The organism is Pseudomonas donghuensis (genome assembly GCF_000259195.1).
GTDB classification, from domain to species: Bacteria; Pseudomonadota; Gammaproteobacteria; order Pseudomonadales; family Pseudomonadaceae; genus Aquipseudomonas; species Aquipseudomonas donghuensis.
On record NZ_JH650782.1, the window covers coordinates 11,921 to 29,864 of the forward strand.

Below are 17,944 nucleotides of genomic sequence, written 5' to 3' on the forward strand. Positions count from 1 at the left end.
AAAACGATTGAAGAAAAAAAGGAACGTCAAGGAGAGTCCGCGGGGCGGACGCGCAGCCGAAGCTGGCTTCGGGGAATTGCACTACCTTAAACGAGGTCCGGTGAAAGACCGGCGCGTACTATACCTGAATTCGCAATTCACGGGAGTTTTTTTTAATCAACCACGCCAGCGCCAGGCCACGCCAAGGCGGGCCCGGGAAGATAACCGCACCGGCGGCTGAATCGATTTTCCGCCAGTGACCCAGTGACGCGCCTCAGGACGCCGGGCGGATCGCGCCGATCAGCGGTTGCAACGAGTAGCCCAGTTGTGGCGCCAGCGCCTCGGCCCTGGCGGTGAGGCCGGGCAGATCGAGCTGCTGCTCAAGGTCAGCCGGCACCATGAGGATGACGTTACCCTCCTTGACCGGCAGTTCCCAGTAATGACGATGGTAGAGCCCGCGCAACAACGCAGCGCCCAACGGCTTGCCGTCATCGCTGGCCCATTGGTTGATCACCAGCCAGCCACCGGGATTCAGACGCTGCTGGCAATCCTCCAGAAAACGCCAGGCCAGGTGCGCAACACCCGGGCCATGATCGGTGTACAGGTCGACGAAAATCAAGTCAGCGGACTCGGCGGTTTCCAGCAGCTCCATCGCATCGCCAATGCGGATATAAAGGCGCGGATCATCATCCAGGCCCATGTACTCGATGGCCAGGCGCGGCACATCCGGGCGCAGTTCGATGGCTTCGACGTCTTCCAGCGGCAGGAACTTGAGGCACGCCTGGGTCAGGGTACCGGCCCCCAGGCCCAGAAACAGCGCGCTCTCGGGTTCGGGGTGGGCCAGCGCGCCAATCAGCATGGCCCGGGTGTAGTCGTACTCCAGCCAGCTCGGGTCGGCGGTGAACACACAGCTCTGCTCGATCGCCTCGCCAAATTCGAGAAAGCGATAGTCATCGACTTCCAGCACACTGATGGTGCCGTACTGATCGTGGACCTGGGCCAGCAGCCGCTCTACCCGTTCCTCTGTCATGCTGTCTCCCGGCAGGCGCCGCTGTACCAAGCAAAAACCGCCATTGTCCGTCAATGGCGCCAGTGCAACAAGGTACGTGGCACCTGTTAACATGGCAGACAGCCCTTTTCCGACCAGATCGAGCCCGTGATGAACCACCCCTGGAGTCCTGACAGCTGGCGCGCCCTGCCGATCCAGCAACAACCGAGCTACCCCGATGCCGCGCACCTGCTCAAGGTCGAGCAGACCCTGGCCAGCTACCCGCCGCTGGTCTTTGCCGGCGAGGCCCGGGAACTGCGCCGTCAGTTCGCCGAGGTCACCCAGGGCCGCGCGTTCCTGCTGCAAGGCGGCGATTGCGCCGAGAGTTTCGCCGAGTTCTCGGCAGCCAAGATTCGTGACACCTTCAAGGTGCTGCTGCAAATGGCCATTGTCATGACCTTTGCCGCCGGTTGCCCGGTGGTCAAGGTCGGGCGCATGGCCGGGCAGTTCGCCAAGCCGCGCTCGGCAGGCGATGAAACCATTGACGGCGTCACCCTGCCGGCCTACCGCGGCGACATCGTCAACGGCATCGGCTTCGATGAAAAGAGCCGGATCCCGGACCCGGAGCGCCTGCTGCAGGCCTACCACCAGTCCACTGCCAGCCTCAATCTGCTGCGCGCCTTTGCCCAGGGCGGTTTCGCCGACCTGCATCAGGTACACAAGTGGAACCTGGACTTCATCGCCAACTCGGCGCTGGCAGAAAAGTACAGCCAGCTGGCTGACCGCATCGACGAAACCCTGGCCTTCATGCGCGCCTGCGGCCTGGACAGCTCGCCGCAGTTGCGCGAAACCAGCTTCTTCACCGCCCACGAAGCGCTGCTGCTGAACTATGAAGAAGCCTTCGTCCGTCGCGACAGCCTGACCAACGACTATTACGACTGCTCGGCGCACATGCTCTGGATCGGCGACCGCACCCGCCAGCTCGATGGCGCCCATGTCGAGTTCCTGCGCGGGGTGAACAACCCGATCGGGGTCAAGGTCGGCCCGAGCATGAACAGCGAAGAGCTGATTCGCCTGATCGACGTGCTCAACCCGGACAACGACCCCGGCCGCCTCAACCTGATCGTGCGCATGGGGGCGAACAAGGTCGGCGAACATCTGCCGGCCCTGATCCGCAACGTCGAGCGCGAAGGGCGCCAGGTGCTGTGGAGCTGCGACCCGATGCACGCCAACACCATCAAGGCCAGCAGCGGTTACAAGACCCGCGATTTCGCCCAGATCCTCAGCGAGGTCAAGCAGTTCTTCCAGGTCCATCAGGCCGAAGGCAGCCATGCAGGGGGGATTCATATCGAAATGACCGGGCAGAACGTCACCGAGTGCATCGGCGGCGCCCGGCCAATCACCGAAGACGCCCTCTCCGACCGCTACCACACCCATTGCGACCCGCGGATGAACGCCGATCAGTCACTGGAGCTGGCCTTCCTGATTGCCGAAACCCTCAAGCAGGTACGTCGCTGAGGTCACTGCGTGCCAGCGCCTCGCGCAAGCGTGCGGCACTGGCACGCGGGCAGTTCAACTGCACCTCGGCCAGGCCCAGCCAGGCGGCCATGCGCTGCAGGCTTTCAGCCAGGGCCTGCATGCCCGCCTCATCCAGCCCCGCCTGTTCTTCATGCACCGCGTGTACCGCCAGGCAATCGTTAGCGCGCTCGGCACGCAGGTCGACCCGTGCGGCAATGCGTTCGTTGTGCAGGAACGGCAGCACGTAATAGCCGTACACACGTTTGTGCGCAGGCGTGTAGATCTCCAACCGGTAGCGGAAATCAAACAGACGCTCGGTGCGCTCCCGCTCCCAGACCAGCGAGTCAAAGGGCGAAAGCAAGGCGCTGCTGCTCACCTTGCGCGGCACCCGTGGCGAACCCAGGCAGTACGCCGCTTGCGTCCAGCCCTGCACCGCACAGGCCTGCAATGCGCCCTCCTCGACCAGCTCGGCCAGCCGTGCGCGGCTATCGCCGGGGGCCAGGCGAAAGTAGTCTCGCAGGTCCTTCTCGGTAGCCACCCCCAACGCACCCGCGGCATGCAGTAACAGTCCGCGTTGCGCGTCGGCCTCATTCATTGGCGGTTGCTCAAGCAATGCCGCCGGCAGCACCCGCTCGGGTAAATCGTACAGGCGCTCGAAACCGCGCCTACCGGCGACATTGACCAATCCCGCGGCAAACAGCCACTCCAGCGCGTGCTTTTCAGCGCTCCAGTCCCACCACGGGCCGGCACGCTCCTGGCGGGTCGACAGGCTGCCCGCGCCCAGAGCGCCCTGTTCGGTCACCGCCGCCAGCACCCGGGCGATGGTCGCTTGCTGCTCGCGGCCAAAGCGCGCCAGCTGTTGAAAGATGCCCTGGCCCTGACGCGCACGGTCCATGCGCCAGCGCAGCAACGGGTACAGCGAAAGCGGCAGCAGCGAGGCCTCATGACCCCAGTACTCGAAGAGTTTGCGTTGACGGTTGCGGCCCCAGGCCAGTTGATCAAGCAGCGCTTGTGGATAACTGCCAAGACGGGAAAACAGCGGAAGGTAGTGGGAGCGTACCAGGGCATTGACCGAGTCGATCTGCACCACCCCCAGGCGTTCGATCATCCGCTGCAGCTGCGCGGCCCCCATCGACGCGCTTGTCTGGCGAGTGTTGAAGCCTTGTGCCGACAGCGCCAGGCGGCGCGCCTGGGCCAGGGAAAGGGACTGTGTGGTGGGCATGCCCGGCTCCTTGTGAACAAGCCCACTTACACTAGTCGTGGCACCTCGATGATGCGACTCATTTTTTCAGTGGATCCTCCCAGAATGGCCGCTCCACCTCGCGCAGGATATCCGCCCGACTAAGACCGATATCGTCCAGTGCCGCATCGCTCAGGCGCGCCAGTTCGCGGCGCTCGCGGTGCAGTTGGCGCCAACGCATCAGCCGTTGGGCCGCGACGTGGGTGAGCTGGTAAAACCAGCTGTGCTGGGACGTTGAGTACTGCAGAACAAGCGATTTCTGACCTTTCATCGTCTTACCCTCCTGTTGGGATGACGACAGTGTCAGGTCCGGCATAAGATCAATCCAACGAATGTTTCTTATGTAATACATCTAGGAGATTGATGCCTTGTCCCAGTACCAGAGTATCGATTCCGACGTGCTGCGCACCTTCGTCGCCATTGCCGAACACGGCGGCTTCACCCGTGCCGGCGAAGTGGTCAATCGTACCCAGTCGGCGGTGAGCATGCAGATGAAGCGCCTGGAGGAGGACATCATCCAGCGCCAGCTGTTCGAGCGCGATGGCCGCCAGGTGCGCCTGACTGCCGAGGGCCAGGTGCTGCTCGGCTACGCCCGGCGCATCCTCAAGCTGCACGGCGAGGTGTTCAATACCCTGCGCATGCCGCACATGGTCGGGGTGGTGCGCATCGGTACGCCGGACGACTACGCCATGCGCTTTTTGCCGGGCATCCTGTCCAGTTTCGCCCAGGCCTACCCGTTGGTTCAGGTCGAAGTGCACTGCGAAAGCTCGCGGCAGTTGATGCAACGCCAGGATCTGGACCTGACCATCATCACCCGCGAACCGGGCAACGAAATCGGCCAGTTGCTGCGCCGCGAGCGCGCAGTGTGGGTGCAAGCCCGGGGCTTCTGCCCGCATGAGCACAACCCTCTGCCGCTGGCGATGTTCAACTGCGATTGCTATTGCCGGACCTGGGCCTGCAATGCCCTGGATGCCATCGAGAAGGAGTACCGGATCGCCTACACCAGCGCTAGCACCGCGGCGATCATGGCCGTGGTCAGTGCCGGCCTGGCGGTCACCGCGCAGTTGCAGAGCCTGATCACCAGCGACCTGCAGATCATTGGCGAAGCCGAAGGCCTGCCACCCTTGCCCACCGCCAGCATCATGCTGCTGCGCAATCGCACCACGCAGTCGGAAATGACCGACTGCCTGGCCGACTACATCATCGAAGGCTTCAGATCTTGAAGGCCAGCATCACCGCACAGAGCACCAGAAACCCACAGAACAGTGAACGCAGGACTCTTTCCGGCAGGGCGTGAGCCAGTTTCACACCCCAGCTGATGCTCAGCAGGCCACCGATAGCCAGCGGGATGCCCATGCTCCACTGCACATGCTGATGCACGCCGTAAGTCAGCAAGGTGACGGCAGTACTGGGGGCTGCCAGGGCCAGTGACAACCCCTGGGCAACCACCTGGGTGGTGCCGAACACGCTGGTCAGCACCGGGGTCGCCACCACTGCCCCACCGACCCCGAACAAGCCGCCCAGCACCCCGGCGCCGCTGCCCAGCACGCCCAGCCACGGCCAGGGCTGGCGCAGCTCGCTGGACGGCTGCGCCGTACGCATGAACATCCGCGCCAGGTTCCAGGCGGCCAGCGCCACCAAGAACAGCACAAAGCCAAAGCGCATGGCCTGGGCATCCACACCCACCGCCCAGATCGAACCGAGCCAGGCGAAAACAAAGCTGGTCGCGGCCAGCGGCAAGGCATGTTTGAGTTCGATGCGATTTCGCTGGTGATACCGCCACAGCGCCAGCAACACATTCGGTACCACCATCACCAGCGCGGTGCCTTGGGCCAGTTGCTGGTCGAGGCCGAACAACACCCCCAGCGCCGGAATCGCGATCAGCCCGCCACCGATGCCGAACAACCCGCCCACCGTGCCCAGTGCCGCGCCCAGCGCTATGTACATCGCCCACTCGATCATTGCCGTCTCTCTGAAATACCAATCGGTGCATGCTACCGAGCTGGTGCTAGCGGGGAAACGCACAGCAACGCACAATGGCTATGCTATTTACGCAAAAGCAGACTTCAGCATGAACCCCGATGCCCTGACCGAACAACTCAGCCTGTTTCTTGATGTACTGGAAACCGGCAGCTTCTCCGCCACCGCCCGGCGCCATCCGTTGACGCCTTCGGCGGTGGCGCGGCGTATCGACACCCTGGAAAACGCGGTCGGCAGCCGCCTGTTCGTGCGCAGCACCCATGCGGTACGGCCGACCCCGGCGGGTAATGCCTTTGCCGAACGCGCCCGCAGGATTGTCGAAGAGCTGCGCCTGGCCCGCGCTGAAGCGGTATCGCTGAGCAACGCCCCGGAAGGCCTGATCCGCATCGACGCCCCGGCCGCCTTTGGCCGCCGCCACCTGGCCCCGGCCATCGCCGACTTTCTGGTGGCCTATCCGGGGCTGGATGTGCAACTGCGCCTGATCGACAGCTTCGTCGACCTGCACGGCTCGCACCTGGGCGAAGTCGACCTGGTGCTGCGCGCAGGGCCCCTGGCCGATACCCGCCTGGTGGCCACACCGCTGGCCTACATGGTCCGCATTGCCTGCGCCAGCCCCGCTTACCTGGCCCAGCGCGGCATTCCCGCCAGCCCCGCTGAATTACCCGAACACCACGGCCTGGACTGGGACGGCCTGGCCCCGCCCTTCGCCTGGCGCTTCGCGGTCGAGGGGCAGATGCGCCTGTATCGCCCCACCCGCATGCGCATGAGTGCCAACAACGCCGAAACCCTGTTGTTCGGCGCCCTGGCAGGCCTGGGCATTGCCCACCTGCCCACCTGGCTGATCAGCGAATACCTGCTGCGTGGCGAATTGCTGCCGCTATTCTGTGACAACGGCCTGCCCAGCGCCGAAAGCAGCGGCATCTATGCCCTGCGCCTGGAACATGAAACGAACTCTCGCAGCCGTTTGCTGCTCGAATTCCTCAAGCACCGCTTCAGCCCGATCCCGCCGTGGGACCTGGCGCTGCAAAGCGAGCTGCGCTGGCAGTAAGTGCGCTAATGACCTGCGTGCTAAATTTAAAGGACCCAACCCATTGAAGGATGTGCATGAACGCCGACCCTAAAGCGCCTGTTCCTTGCGACGAACTGCTCCTGGACAACCAGGTGTGCTTTGCCCTGCACTCGACTTCGTTGCTGATGACCAAGGTCTACAAACCGCTGCTGCACAAACTCGGGCTGACTTATCCACAGTACCTGGCAATGCTGGTGCTGTGGGAACAGGACGGTTTGACCGTCGGAGAGATCAGCCAGCGCCTGCTGACCGATCCGGGTTCTCTGACACCGTTGCTCAAACGCCTGGAAGCCGAAGGCCTGCTCAAGCGCAGCCGCAGCCGCGAAGATGAACGGGTGGTGCTGGTGCAACTGAGCGATCAGGGCCGAGCCCTGCAAGCCCGGGCCAAAGACGTGCCCCACTGCATTCTGGCCGCCAGCGGCGAGAACCTCGAACGCCTGCAACAGCTGCAGGCCGATTTGCTGGAACTGCGCGCCAACCTGCAAAAAAACCTCTGAGCGCTATGCTGAGAAATGACCGTTGGTAGGTCAGCCGAAAATTATCTTGCGCACTAAATAATTGCGCGCTAACTTAATTCCCGTACCCACTCAGCGCCGCGGCGCAACTCACAAGCGAGGCTCATCATGCAAAAGGTCACTCCGCTGTACATTGCCCAAGCCAAATCCACCGGTGGCCGCGACGGCAGTTCGCGCTCCAGCGACGGCAAGCTGGAAGTCAAGCTGAGCACCCCCAAAGAACTGGGCGGCGCAGGTGGCGACGGCACCAACCCCGAGCAACTGTTTGCCGCCGGCTACTCGGCCTGCTTTATCGGCGCCCTGAAGTTCGTTGCCGGCCAGCAGAAAAAGGCCCTGCCAGCCGAGAGCTCGATCACTGCCAAGGTTGGTATTGGCCAGATTCCGGGTGGCTTCGGTCTGGATATCGACCTGAACATCGACCTGCCGGGGCTGGAGCAGGCTGAGGCAGAGCAACTGGTTGAAGCTGCCCACCAGGTTTGCCCGTACTCCAATGCCACCCGTGGCAACGTCGATGTACGCTTGCATGTCACTGTCTGAGCGATAAAACACCAGGCATAAAAAAACCCGGCCAAGGCCGGGTTTTTCATGGGCGCAAGAATTACTTCTTGGAACGGCCCTTGAAGCTGTTGTCGCGGGTGTCGATATCGATCCACTCGTCGATCTGGATGAAGTCAGCAACGCTGATTTCAGTGCCGTTTTTCAGCTTGGCAGGTTTCATGACCTTGCCCGAGGTGTCGCCGCGAGCAGCGTTCTCGGTGTAGACAACCTGACGGCTGATGGTGGTCGGCAGTTCTACCGATACCAGGCGGCCTTCGAAGAATACGGCTTCGCAGACGTCTTCCATGCCTTCTTCGATGTACGGCAGAACGGCCTCGATGTCTTCGGCGTTCAGTTCGTACATGGTGTAGTCGGTGGTGTCCATGAAGGTGAACGAGTCACCGCTGATGAACGACAGGGTCGCTTCTTTGCGATCCAGGATCACGTCGTCCAGCTTGTCGTCCGCACCGTAAACGGTCTCGGTCTTGTAGCCGGTCAGCAGGTTCTTCAGCTTGGTCTTCATGATCGCGCTGTTACGGCCCGACTTGGTGAATTCAGTTTTCTGAACCAGCCACGGGTCGTTGTCGATCCGCAGTACGGTACCGGGTTTCAGCTCTTTACCAGTTTTCATTGCGAGATATCCGAATTTGGATGGATTTACAAAAATCGAGGCCGCATATCATAGCCAATTTCGGTAAAACTGTACCAGCGCCGTGGCAAGGTCCGGCTGAGCGGCTTGCACCGCGCTCCAGCGGCGGGCGTGCTGGTCCAGCTCGTCCCAGTGCGCCAGCACCTGTTGCCAGGCCTGGCCCATGTCGTTGTCCATGTTCCAGGCACGCCACAATTGTACCAGCGCGGCCCCGGCGGGCGCGGACAATCCCTGGATGTACAGATCGAGAAACGCTTCGAGTTTTTCCCAGTGGGCATACTCTTCCTGCACATAGATATGCCAGAGCAGCGGCCGTGCGGCCCATTGCGCGCGGACGAACGAATCTTCGCCACGCACCGCGTTGAAATCGCAGCACCAGAGCAGCCGGTCGTAATCGTCCTGGCTGACGAAAGGCAGGATCTGCACGGTCAAGGCACCGCGCCGGGCAATGCTGCCTACGCTCAGCGCCTGCTCGCCGAGCCAGGCCTGAACGTCGCCCAGCACCCGGCCTTCGGGCACCAGCAGGTGATTGGCGCGGCAGTCGGCAGCCAGGGCATCCAGCCAGCTGGCGACGCCGGGGTTTTCGTAGGCGAACAGCGAAATCAGCCGGGCATTGCGTTCTGGCGTTACACCTAGCCCCTGCAGAAACGCCTTGCGTGCGGCCGGGTCCTGCTCAAACGCCTGGCGACGTGGCAGCAAGCTCGCCTCACGCAGCAAGCCGCCGGTCTTGGCGGTAAAGCCTGGGAAGAAAAACACCTTGCGCAAGCCATTGGCCTGGGGCGACGGCAAGCCATGGCAACCTTCGACCCAGTCTTCAGCGCTGAGGTAGTCCAGGTTCAACCACAATGGCGCACGGGGTTGTTCGAGCATGGCCTGCACATAGGCAGGCGGTAGCTGACAGGCGAAAGCGCCAATCACCACATCAGCTACCGAAGTGTCCTGCCAATCGGAAGGCCATTGGCGCACATCCACGCCCTGCTGCCATTGCTGGGCGACGTCGGCCTGGGCTTCGGGGCAGATACGCACGAACGCCTTCAGGTCATCCACCCACAGGCGCACCGCCAGGCCCTGCTCGGCCACCAGTTGCCGGGCCAGGCGCCAGGTCACGCCGATGTCGCCGTAGTTATCGACGACACAACAGAAGATGTCCCACCGCGCTTTCATCGCTGGCCCCTTGGAAAAAGCGCCGATTGTCCGGGTAAATCATCACTGACAAAAGCGTGGCACGAAAAAAATCCGTTGCACCGTGCGACAATGGCAACCCGTGTCCTGGCCAGGAGGCCATCATGCCCCGCCCTCGCGAATTGAAGATCACCCTAAAACCCCTGCAACTGATCCTGTGCATTGCGCTAGGCCTGTGGCTTGGCGCTGTGGCTATTGCCCTGAGCCTGTGGCTGGCCGGGCGCCTGCTGCCAGCGACGGTGCAGCCGATCGGCCAGGTGCTGGCGCCGCCAGCCACGGCGCCGGCGTCGCCGGAGACAGCCGACTCGCAAAAGCAGATGTTCGAGCAATACAAACAGATCCTGCGCAACCAGCAAGTACAGCAGGCCGAAGAGCAGGCGCAAGGCAGCCTGCGCAATCTGTCCAACCCCAAATGCCAGTTCTGGCTGCAACAGAACCGCACCGCGCCGACCGAAAAAAGCCGTGCCCTCGTTCTTGAATTCTGCAACTGAGCCCATGACCAAAGCCGACCTGCTGCAACGCATCATCGATACCCTGAGCTTTGATCTGGATGTCGCCCAGCGCGCCGCGCAAACCGCCTATGAAGCGGCCACCGCCGAAGAGAACATCGCCGAGAACAAGTACGACACCCTGGGCCTTGAAGCGTCGTACCTGGCCACCGGGCAAGCCCGGCGCATGGAGGAAATCCGCCAGGCGCGGGCAGCGTACCAGCAATTGTTGCTGCGCGACTATGACCCGCAACGCGGGATCCAGGTCAGCAACCTGGTGACCCTCGAGGCCGAAAACGGCACTTGCCAGCAGCTGTTTCTAGGGCCCGAAGGCGCCGGGCTGAAGATTGGCCAGGGGGCGCAACTGGTCACGGTGATCACCCCGCGCTCGCCACTGGGGCAACGTTTGATCGGCAAGGTTGAAGAGGATGAGGTGAGCCTGGTGCTCGGCGGGGTACCCCAGAATTACTCCATCCTCAAGGTTCTGTGATCAGGAAGGCTGCGCCTTCCATCGCTGGCAAGGCCAGCTCCCACAGGTTCGGCGTGCCCTGATCCAGTGTGGGGTCTGCAGGAGCCCTTACTGTGGGAGCCGGCCTTGCCGGCGATGGGCTGCACAGCAGCCCCCCTCATAAAGCACCCAACGCATCAAACCGCTGCGCCAACCCCTGCCGGGCAAACTGCTCGATGACAAAATCGACAAACGCCCGGGTCTTGCCCGGTAGCAATTTGTGCTCGGTGTAGTACAGCGAGATATTGCCGTCGTCCACATACCAGTCCGGCAACACCCGCAGCAGCCGGCCAGCCTGCAGGTACGGCACGGCGAACGGCATGCTCACCAGCGCCACGCCCAGGCCCTGCTCCGCCGCCGCACAGGCTGCCTCCGAGTCACTCATGGTCATGCGCAAACGCAAGCTCAAAGGGCTCTGCTCCCGCTCGCGGCTGGTCAACGGCCAGGAACGTACCCGCCCGGTCTGCGGAGAACGAATGAGGATGCCGTCCAGCGCGTGCAAATCGGCGGGCTGGGTAATGGGCGGATGCTGCTGCAAGTACGTCGGCGCCGCCACCAGAATCCGGTGCGCCGGGGTCAGCTTGCGCGCCACCACGCCCTGGGGCAGGTCGAAGCCACCGCCAATGGCCGCATCAAAGCCCTGGCCAATCAGGTCGACCTGACGGTTATCGAAATGCCAGTCAGGGCTGATTGCCGGATAGCGCCGCAGGAACTCGGCCAGCAGCGGCACGATGTACAGGCGGCCGAACACCGTGCCCATGCTCACCTTCAGGGTGCCGGCCGGTTGCCCTTCGGCACTGGCCAGGTTAGCCACGGCGTACTGGATGGTCTGAAAACTCGCCGCCACCTCGCCGAGAAAACGCTGCCCGGCCTCGGTCAGGGTCAAGCGCCGGGTGCTGCGCTGAAACAAGCGCACGCCCAGGCGCGCCTCCAGCCGGGCGACGTTCTTGCCCACCGCCGCCGGGGTCAGGCTCAGGCGCCGCGCCGCTTCGGCAAAGCTGCCGACTTCGGCGCTGCGGACAAAACACTCGATGCTGCTGAAGGATTCCATACCGATGATTCCATACTTCTGGTTTACACAGACTATAGCGATTACTGGCTACCGACAGGGTAATCAGCGGCCGATACTGAGCCCCATCCAAGGCATCCAGCCTTGTTCTTTCGGGAGCACAGCATGTCGACCCAATCCAGCCTCCACGGCAAAGTAGCCCTGATCCAGGGCGGTTCGCGCGGTATCGGCGCCGCCATCGTCAAACGCCTGGCCGCCGAAGGCGCCAGTGTCGCCTTCACCTATGCCAACGCCACGGCCCAGGCCGACGCCCTGCAACAGAGCATCATCGCCGCCGGCGGCAAGGCCCTGGCCATCAAGGCCGACAGTGCCGATGCCAGCGCTGTGCAGCAGGCGGTGCAAAGCACTGTTGAAGCGTTCGGTCGCCTGGATATTCTGGTCAACAATGCCGGGGTTCTGGCGGTGGGGCCGCTTGCGGACTTCAGCCTGGAGGACTTCGACCGCACCCTGGCGGTGAACGTGCGCAGCGTCTTCGTGGCCACGCAAGCGGCCGTCCGGCACATGGGCCAGGGCGGGCGGATCATCAACATCGGCAGCACCAATGCCGAACGCATGCCCTTCGCCGGTGGCGGCCCTTATGCCATGAGCAAATCGGCGTTGGTCGGCCTGACTCGCGGCCTGGCCCGTGACCTCGGGCCGCTGGGCATCACCATCAACAATGTCCAGCCGGGCCCGGTGGACACCGACATGAACCCGGCTCAAGGCGAATTCGCCGAAAGCCTGATGGGCTTGATGGCCGTGGGTCGCTACGGTCATGTCGACGAGATTGCCAGCTTCGTCGCCTACCTGGCCGGCCCCGAGGCAGCCTACATTACCGGTGCCAGCCTGAGCATCGACGGCGGCTTCGCGGCCTGAGGCGGGTCAATGGCCATCCCTGACCGCCAGGCGCTGTTCAATCAGCTGGGCAAAGGCCCTGGCGGCCGGGGTCGGGTGCATCGACCAGATCGCATACACGTGACGCACCGGCGCATCCTCGATTGCCACCGACATCACGCCGTTGAAGCTGTTGGCAATTCGCGCCGGCACCAGGCCGATGGCAAGGCCGCGTTTGGCAAACTTCTCCACCAGGCGGATATTGGTCACCTCGAACTGCACCCGATGACGCACGCCGGCGGCGGCAAAGGCCTCGTCGGTTTGCCGGCGGGCGCCGCTACCGGCCGGAAAATCCACCAGTGGCTGGGCCTGGAGATCAACCAGGGACAAGCGCGCGGCACCCGCCAAGGGATGCTCGACGGCCATGACCGCCACCAGTTCCTCTTCGGCCAGCAGGCGGTACTCGACGCCGTCCAGCCGCTCGCCCGGCCAAACCCCGATAAAGCCCACGTCCAGGCGCCGTTCGCGCACATCGGCAATGAGCAACTCGCTCTTGGCCATCAGCCAGCGGATATCCACCAACGGGTGCTGAGCATGAAAATCGGCCAGCAGATCGACCAGGTCAAGTTCGGTCAGCGAGGTGATCTCGCCGATGGACAATTGCCCGCGTACTTCGCCACAGGCCGCGGCGACATCTTCGGCAATCCGCCGGGTGGCTTCCAGCGCTGGCCGGGCACTCTGCACGAAGGCTTCGCCCGCCGGCGTCAGGCGCACGCGCCGCGAGCTACGCTCGAACAGGCTGACGCCGAGGGTTTCTTCCAGCCTGGCAATCTGGTGGCTCAAGGCCGACTGCACCACATGGCAGCGCTCGGCGGCACGGGTAAAGCTACCGGTGTCGACCACCGCCAGGGCATATTCAATCTGCTTGAGGTTCATGGATTGATCTATTTTCAAGATGGATAGAATGAAAACGATACATTGGCGTCATGCTAGCGTATTTCCGATACTGTCACTTCCCAACTGCCACTGATCGAGACGGTCCATGACCTCTTCCTGCCACACTCTGAGCCGCGGCCTGATTCTGCTGATGGCGACCGCCACGGGCCTTGCCGTCGCCAGCAACTATTACGCCCAACCCTTGCTGCACAGCATCGCCGAACACTTCGGCCTGACCACCGCCAGCGCCGGGGCCATCGTCATCGCCGCACAGCTGAGCTACGGCGCCGGCCTGTTGTTGCTGGCCCCTCTGGGCGACCTGTTCGAACAGCGCAAACTGATCGTCAGCATGATCGCCATCAGCACCCTGGGCCTGCTGATCAGCGCCTTTTCGCCCAGCCTGGCATGGCTGCTGATCGGCACCACCCTCACCGGCCTGTTCTCGGTAGTCGCTCAGGTGCTGGTGCCGATGGCCGCCGGCCTCAGTGATCCAGCGCAGCGCGGGCGAGTCGTCGGCACGCTGATGAGCGGGTTGCTGCTGGGCATCCTGCTGGCGCGCACCGCCGCCGGCTTCATGGCCGAACTGGGCAGCTGGCGCAGCATCTACCTGCTGGCTGCGGCGTTGATGGGGCTGTCGGCGATCGCCTTGTTCCGCGCCCTGCCCGAGCGTCATCAGCACGCCGGGCTCAGCTATCCAGCGCTGCTCGGCTCGGTGTTCCGCCTGTTCGTTGACGAGCCGATCCTGCGCTTGCGCTCGTTGCTGGGCCTGTTGTCGTTTAGTTTGTTTGCCCTGTTCTGGACCCCGCTGGCGTTTCTCTTGTCGGCCGAGCCCTACCATTTCTCTGACGCCGTGATCGGACTGTTCGGCCTGGCTGGTGCCGCCGGTGCCCTGTCGGCCAACTGGGCCGGGCGCCTGGCCGACCGTGGCAAAGGCCCGCTGGGCACCACGGTAGGCTTGCTGGCCTTGCTGCTCTCATGGGTGCCGCTGGCCTATGCACAGTCGTCGCTGGCGGCACTGTTGCTCGGTGTGCTGTTGCTCGACCTGGCGGTTCAACTGGTGCACGTGAGCAACCAGAATGCCGTGATTGCTCTGCGCCCGGAAGCCCGCAACCGCCTGAATGCCGGCTACATCACCTGCTACTTCATCGGCGGCGCACTCGGCTCGCTGCTCGGTACGCAACTGTTCCAGCGCTACGGCTGGGACGGTATTGTCATCGCCGGTCTGAGCATCGGCGCCCTGGCCTTGCTGGTCTGGGGCCTGGCCGAACGCCAGCGCGCCGTGCGCCTGCGTACCGCCTAACGGCGTACAAAGGCCTCATCGACCCGGGCCAGGTGCTCTTCGCGCAGGGTCCCGGCGTAGTAATGCAGCTTGACCCAGGCCAGCAGGTAGTCGTAGCGGGCCTGGGCCAGGTCGCGGCGGGTGGTTGCCAACTGCTGCTCGGCATTGAGCACATCGAGGTTGACCCGCTCCCCCCCCAGCACGCTCTGGCGGGTCGACTGTACCAACGCCTCGGCCGAGGTCAGCGCCCGCTGATAGGCGCGCAGGCGGCTGACGCCCGACTGGCAGGCGTTGTACTGGCGGCGCAACTCGATCAGGGTTGCCCGGGTGTTGCCGTCCAGTTCGTATTCGGCCTGCTCCAGGTTGCGGCTGGCCTGACGGGTGGCCGCCGACACCCCGCCACCGGCAAACAACGGCAGGCTGACTTCGATGCCGATGGTGTTGGTGTCGTAGCGCTGGTTGTAGGTGTTGCCACTGTCAGACTGCATTTGCCGCGATGTAGCGTAGGCGGTGACTTTGGGCAGGTGCCCGGCACGGTTGCGTTCCACTTCGTATTCGGCCACCTCCAGGGCCTGGCGCTGGGATGCCAGTTGCGGGTTATTGGCCAGCGCCAGCTCATGCCAGGCCTCATAGGTCGCCGGTTGCAGCGCCAGCAAGGCAAAGCCGTCGTTGATCGGCGCCAGTTCGTCGATGCGTGCCGAGGGTTCGCCGATCAATGCCCCCAGCTCACGCAAGGCGGCGTCCTGATCGTTGCGCGCCTGGATCTCCTCGGCGTCGGCCAGCTCAAAGCGGGCCTGGGCTTCGAGAATATCGGTACGGGTACCCTCGCCCTGCTGGAACAGTTGCTGGTTCTGCTGGAACTGCTGTTGATACGCCTGCTTGCTCGCCACGCTGATGCTGATCTGGTCTTGCGCAAACAGCGCCTGGGTATAGCTGGTCATTACCCGCACCAGCAACTCCTGGCTCTTGTCGCGAAACGCCTCGTCGGCGAACAGCGCCTGGGCCACGCCCTTGCGGTAGCTGGCGTAGGCTTCGTAGTCGAGCAAGGGCTGCTGGAGGATGAAGCTCGAGCCATAGCTGTTGTAGTGACGGTCTTCATCCTCGCGCCGCGAGTCGCCCAGGTAGCGGGCCTTGGAATCGTTGCGGCCCTTGTTGTAGTTGTACGACAGGTTCGGCAGCAAACCGGCGCGGCCAATGGCGCGGTTTTCCTGCCCGGCTTCGCGGGCCTTGAGCGCGCCAAGGAACACCGGGTCCTTGCGCAGCGCCTGCTCATACACCTGAAACGGCCCCATGGCCTGCGCGCCCGCCCCTGTTGTCAGGGCGAACGCCGCCAGCAGCCCGGTCATCAAGCTTTTCATGCACGGGCTTCCTTATTGTTCGGTCAACGCAGTGCCTGCCCGATCGAGCAGGGGTTTGAACAGGTAATTGAGCATCGAGCGCTCGCCGGTGCGCACGAACAGTTCGGCCGGCATTCCCGGTTTGATCACCAGGCCGTCAAGGCGCGCCAGTGCCTGTTCGCTGACCGTGCTGCGTAGCACGTAGTACGGCTGGCCGGTCTTGTCATCGAGCAACTGGTCGGCGGAAATCAGCGCCACCTCGCCCGCTACCCGCGGCGTGCTGCTCTGGTTAAAGGCCGTGAAAAGGATATCCACAGGCAGCTGTACCGCGACTTTATCCACAAGGTTGACCGGCAAGCGCCCTTCGACCTCGAGGGCAGTGCCCTGGGGCACCACCTCCAGCAGGGTTTCTCCGGCACGCACCACCGCACCTTCGGTATGCACGCCCAGGTTGACCGCGATGCCATCGGCCGGGGCGAGAATTTCGCTGTGCTGCAAGTCGAAACCGGCCGAGGTCAGTTGCTGCTCCAGGGTGACGCTTTTCAACTGCGCTTCCGCCAGTTGGCTACGCACTTCCTTCTGATACTCCTCACGACGCTGTTGCAGGTTCAGCCGCGACTCGACGATGCCCTGCTCCAACCGCGCACTGTCGCCGTTGTTCTGCGCCAGGTCGCGCTGGACCTGGGACAACTGACGCTGATACTCCAGCAAGCGGTTGCGCGGGATATAGCCCTGGCTGGCCAACGGCTTGAGGTTCTCCAGTTGTTCGCGCAGTGAATCGGCCTGGGCCTGCAGGTCGCCACGGGCGCGGCGCATGCCTGCCAACTGGGCGACCGCACCGTCGATACTGGCGGTCAGCCCGGCCTGCTCACGGGCCTGGGCGTCGCGGCGGCTGCTGAACAACTGCCGCTGGCTTTCAAGCACCAGGCTCAACTGCGGGTCGGGGTCGGCGCTGAGTTCTGCCGGAAAGACGACTTCGCCGAGGTTGTCGCGCTCGCTCTGCCAGCGTGCCAGGCTGGCCCATGCCACCCGGTACTGGGCCTGCAGCGACTGCACGTCAGCCTGGACCTGGGTCTGGTCCAAGCGAAACAGTGGCTGCCCCTGCTTAACCCGTTGGCCTTCACTGACCAGGATGCGGCTGACCACGCCGCCGGCCAGGGACTGCACCGCCTTGCGCTTGCCCGAGACCACCACCGTGCCTTGCACGGCAATGCCCTGATCAAGCGGCGCCAGGGTTGCCCAGGCGATAAAACCGCCAAAGCCGACCAGGGTCAGCAACCAGCCGAGGCGTACATAAAAGCGTGCACTGCGGCTTTTATCGACCTGGCTCATGCGCCACCTCCGGTTGCCAATGCGGCATTGGCCGGTTGGCGCTGAGCCTGCTCCTGGGCCCGGCTCAGGGCCTGCATGACGTCATGCGCCGGCCCAAATGCCTGCATCCGGCCCTCGCTGAGTACCAGCAGCTTGTCGGCCTGGGCCAGCGCGGCCGAGCGATGGGTAACCAGCACCACGGTGCGGCCCTGGGCTTTCATTTGCGCAATGGCGGTAGCCAGCGCCGCCTCGCCACTGGTGTCGAGGTTGGAATTGGGTTCGTCGAGCACGATCAGGCTCGGCCCACCGTACAAGGCACGAGCCAGGGCGATGCGCTGCTTCTGCCCGCCGGAAAGATCGCCGCCGTCTTCGCCCAGGCGGGTGTCGTAGCCTTGCGGCAAGCGCAAAATCAGCTCGTGCACACCGGCTTGACGCGCCGCCTCGACCACCTTGTGGCCGTCCAGTTCGGCAAAGCGGGCAATGTTCTCGGCAATGCTGCCGCGCAGCAGTTCGATGTTCTGTGGCAGGGAACCGATGTGCGGGCCC

Annotated in this window: 20 protein-coding genes; 9 read left to right on the forward strand and 11 right to left on the reverse strand. The window is 63.6% G+C overall.

Features of this window, described 5'->3' with window-relative positions; translation table 11 throughout:
• Nucleotides 1-253: 253 nt before the first annotated feature.
• The gene (locus tag UW3_RS0123805) at nucleotides 254-1,009 is read right to left on the reverse strand and encodes a spermidine synthase (protein WP_010226296.1); all 756 of its coding nucleotides are present in this window, start codon (nucleotides 1,007-1,009) and stop codon (nucleotides 254-256) included.
• A gap of 129 nt (nucleotides 1,010-1,138) precedes the next feature.
• Here UW3_RS0123805 and UW3_RS0123810 point away from each other — a divergent pair, with 129 nt between their 5' ends.
• Complete coding sequence (locus tag UW3_RS0123810; RefSeq protein ID WP_010226298.1) at nucleotides 1,139-2,485, forward strand: class II 3-deoxy-7-phosphoheptulonate synthase; 1,347 nt, start codon at nucleotides 1,139-1,141, stop codon at nucleotides 2,483-2,485.
• On the opposite strand, the gene UW3_RS0123815 is transcribed toward UW3_RS0123810, so the two are convergent.
• Together UW3_RS0123815 and UW3_RS0123820 are read right to left on the reverse strand one after the other, a co-directional pair.
• Nucleotides 2,466-3,707 carry a winged helix-turn-helix domain-containing protein gene (locus UW3_RS0123815; RefSeq protein WP_010226300.1) on the reverse strand — a complete coding sequence of 414 codons (1,242 nt, stop codon included), beginning with the start codon at nucleotides 3,705-3,707 and terminating at the stop codon, nucleotides 2,466-2,468. The two genes, UW3_RS0123810 and UW3_RS0123815, sit on opposite strands and share 20 nt — an antisense overlap.
• 58 nt (nucleotides 3,708-3,765) lie before the next feature.
• Entirely contained in the window at nucleotides 3,766-3,996 is a 231-nt protein-coding gene (locus UW3_RS0123820; protein ID WP_010226301.1) for a DUF1127 domain-containing protein, read from the reverse strand.
• Nucleotides 3,997-4,093: 97 nt separating this feature from the next.
• On the opposite strand from UW3_RS0123820, the gene UW3_RS0123825 reads away from it, so the two are divergent.
• Nucleotides 4,094-4,948 (forward strand): LysR family transcriptional regulator, encoded by an 855-nt coding sequence (locus UW3_RS0123825; protein WP_010226302.1) that lies wholly within the window; start codon nucleotides 4,094-4,096, stop codon nucleotides 4,946-4,948.
• Here the strand turns inward: UW3_RS0123825 and UW3_RS0123830 are convergent.
• Nucleotides 4,938-5,687, reverse strand: coding sequence for a sulfite exporter TauE/SafE family protein (locus UW3_RS0123830; protein WP_010226303.1), 750 nt, complete (start codon nucleotides 5,685-5,687; stop codon nucleotides 4,938-4,940). The two genes, UW3_RS0123825 and UW3_RS0123830, sit on opposite strands and share 11 nt — an antisense overlap.
• A 109-nt stretch (nucleotides 5,688-5,796) precedes the next feature.
• Here UW3_RS0123830 and UW3_RS0123835 point away from each other — a divergent pair, with 109 nt between their 5' ends.
• From UW3_RS0123835 to UW3_RS0123845, 3 genes are all read left to right on the forward strand, one after another.
• A complete protein-coding gene (locus UW3_RS0123835; protein WP_010226304.1) occupies nucleotides 5,797-6,753 on the forward strand; it encodes a LysR family transcriptional regulator in 957 nt (318 codons plus the stop codon).
• 56 nt (nucleotides 6,754-6,809) lie between these two features.
• On the forward strand, nucleotides 6,810-7,271 hold the full coding sequence (locus tag UW3_RS0123840) for a MarR family winged helix-turn-helix transcriptional regulator (protein WP_010226305.1): 462 nt from the start codon (nucleotides 6,810-6,812) through the stop codon (nucleotides 7,269-7,271).
• Between the two features lie 126 nt (nucleotides 7,272-7,397).
• Nucleotides 7,398-7,826: an organic hydroperoxide resistance protein gene (locus tag UW3_RS0123845; protein WP_010226306.1), complete on the forward strand. Its 429-nt coding sequence runs from the start codon at nucleotides 7,398-7,400 to the stop codon at nucleotides 7,824-7,826.
• 61 nt (nucleotides 7,827-7,887) lie between these two features.
• Here UW3_RS0123845 and efp read toward each other — a convergent pair whose 3' ends face one another.
• A complete protein-coding gene (efp, locus tag UW3_RS0123850; protein WP_010226307.1) occupies nucleotides 7,888-8,457 on the reverse strand; it encodes an elongation factor P in 570 nt (189 codons plus the stop codon).
• A 48-nt stretch (nucleotides 8,458-8,505) separates the two neighbouring features.
• The gene (earP, locus tag UW3_RS0123855; protein ID WP_010226308.1) at nucleotides 8,506-9,639 is read right to left on the reverse strand and encodes an elongation factor P maturation arginine rhamnosyltransferase EarP; all 1,134 of its coding nucleotides are present in this window, start codon (nucleotides 9,637-9,639) and stop codon (nucleotides 8,506-8,508) included.
• Nucleotides 9,640-9,761: 122 nt separating this feature from the next.
• On the opposite strand from earP, the gene UW3_RS0123860 reads away from it, so the two are divergent.
• Both UW3_RS0123860 and UW3_RS0123865 read left to right on the forward strand, forming a co-directional pair.
• Nucleotides 9,762-10,148 carry a hypothetical protein gene (locus UW3_RS0123860; RefSeq protein WP_010226309.1) on the forward strand — a complete coding sequence of 129 codons (387 nt, stop codon included), beginning with the start codon at nucleotides 9,762-9,764 and terminating at the stop codon, nucleotides 10,146-10,148.
• Between the two features lie 4 nt (nucleotides 10,149-10,152).
• Nucleotides 10,153-10,635, forward strand: coding sequence for an elongation factor GreAB (locus UW3_RS0123865; protein ID WP_010226311.1), 483 nt, complete (start codon nucleotides 10,153-10,155; stop codon nucleotides 10,633-10,635).
• Nucleotides 10,636-10,771: 136 nt separating this feature from the next.
• On the opposite strand, the gene UW3_RS0123870 is transcribed toward UW3_RS0123865, so the two are convergent.
• Nucleotides 10,772-11,710: a LysR family transcriptional regulator gene (locus UW3_RS0123870; RefSeq protein ID WP_026001500.1), complete on the reverse strand. Its 939-nt coding sequence runs from the start codon at nucleotides 11,708-11,710 to the stop codon at nucleotides 10,772-10,774.
• 117 nt (nucleotides 11,711-11,827) lie between these two features.
• Here UW3_RS0123870 and UW3_RS0123875 point away from each other — a divergent pair, with 117 nt between their 5' ends.
• A complete protein-coding gene (locus tag UW3_RS0123875) occupies nucleotides 11,828-12,577 on the forward strand; it encodes a 3-oxoacyl-ACP reductase family protein (RefSeq protein WP_010226313.1) in 750 nt (249 codons plus the stop codon).
• A gap of 6 nt (nucleotides 12,578-12,583) precedes the next feature.
• Here UW3_RS0123875 and UW3_RS0123880 read toward each other — a convergent pair whose 3' ends face one another.
• Nucleotides 12,584-13,471, reverse strand: a complete 888-nt coding sequence (locus UW3_RS0123880; protein ID WP_010226314.1) for a LysR family transcriptional regulator — start codon at nucleotides 13,469-13,471, stop codon at nucleotides 12,584-12,586.
• A gap of 106 nt (nucleotides 13,472-13,577) precedes the next feature.
• Here UW3_RS0123880 and UW3_RS0123885 point away from each other — a divergent pair, with 106 nt between their 5' ends.
• Entirely contained in the window at nucleotides 13,578-14,771 is a 1,194-nt protein-coding gene (locus UW3_RS0123885) for an MFS transporter (protein ID WP_010226315.1), read from the forward strand.
• Here UW3_RS0123885 and UW3_RS0123890 read toward each other — a convergent pair.
• The 3 genes from UW3_RS0123890 to UW3_RS29930 form a co-directional block, all read right to left on the reverse strand.
• Nucleotides 14,768-16,108 carry a TolC family outer membrane protein gene (locus UW3_RS0123890; RefSeq protein ID WP_010226316.1) on the reverse strand — a complete coding sequence of 447 codons (1,341 nt, stop codon included), beginning with the start codon at nucleotides 16,106-16,108 and terminating at the stop codon, nucleotides 14,768-14,770. The genes UW3_RS0123885 and UW3_RS0123890 overlap by 4 nt on opposite strands.
• Before the next feature lie 12 nt (nucleotides 16,109-16,120).
• Nucleotides 16,121-17,419 carry an HlyD family type I secretion periplasmic adaptor subunit gene (locus tag UW3_RS0123895; RefSeq protein WP_010226317.1) on the reverse strand — a complete coding sequence of 433 codons (1,299 nt, stop codon included), beginning with the start codon at nucleotides 17,417-17,419 and terminating at the stop codon, nucleotides 16,121-16,123.
• On the reverse strand, nucleotides 17,416-17,944 hold a 529-nt coding region (locus UW3_RS29930), incomplete at its 5' end, for an ATP-binding cassette domain-containing protein (protein WP_010226319.1). The genes UW3_RS0123895 and UW3_RS29930, both read right to left, overlap by 4 nt.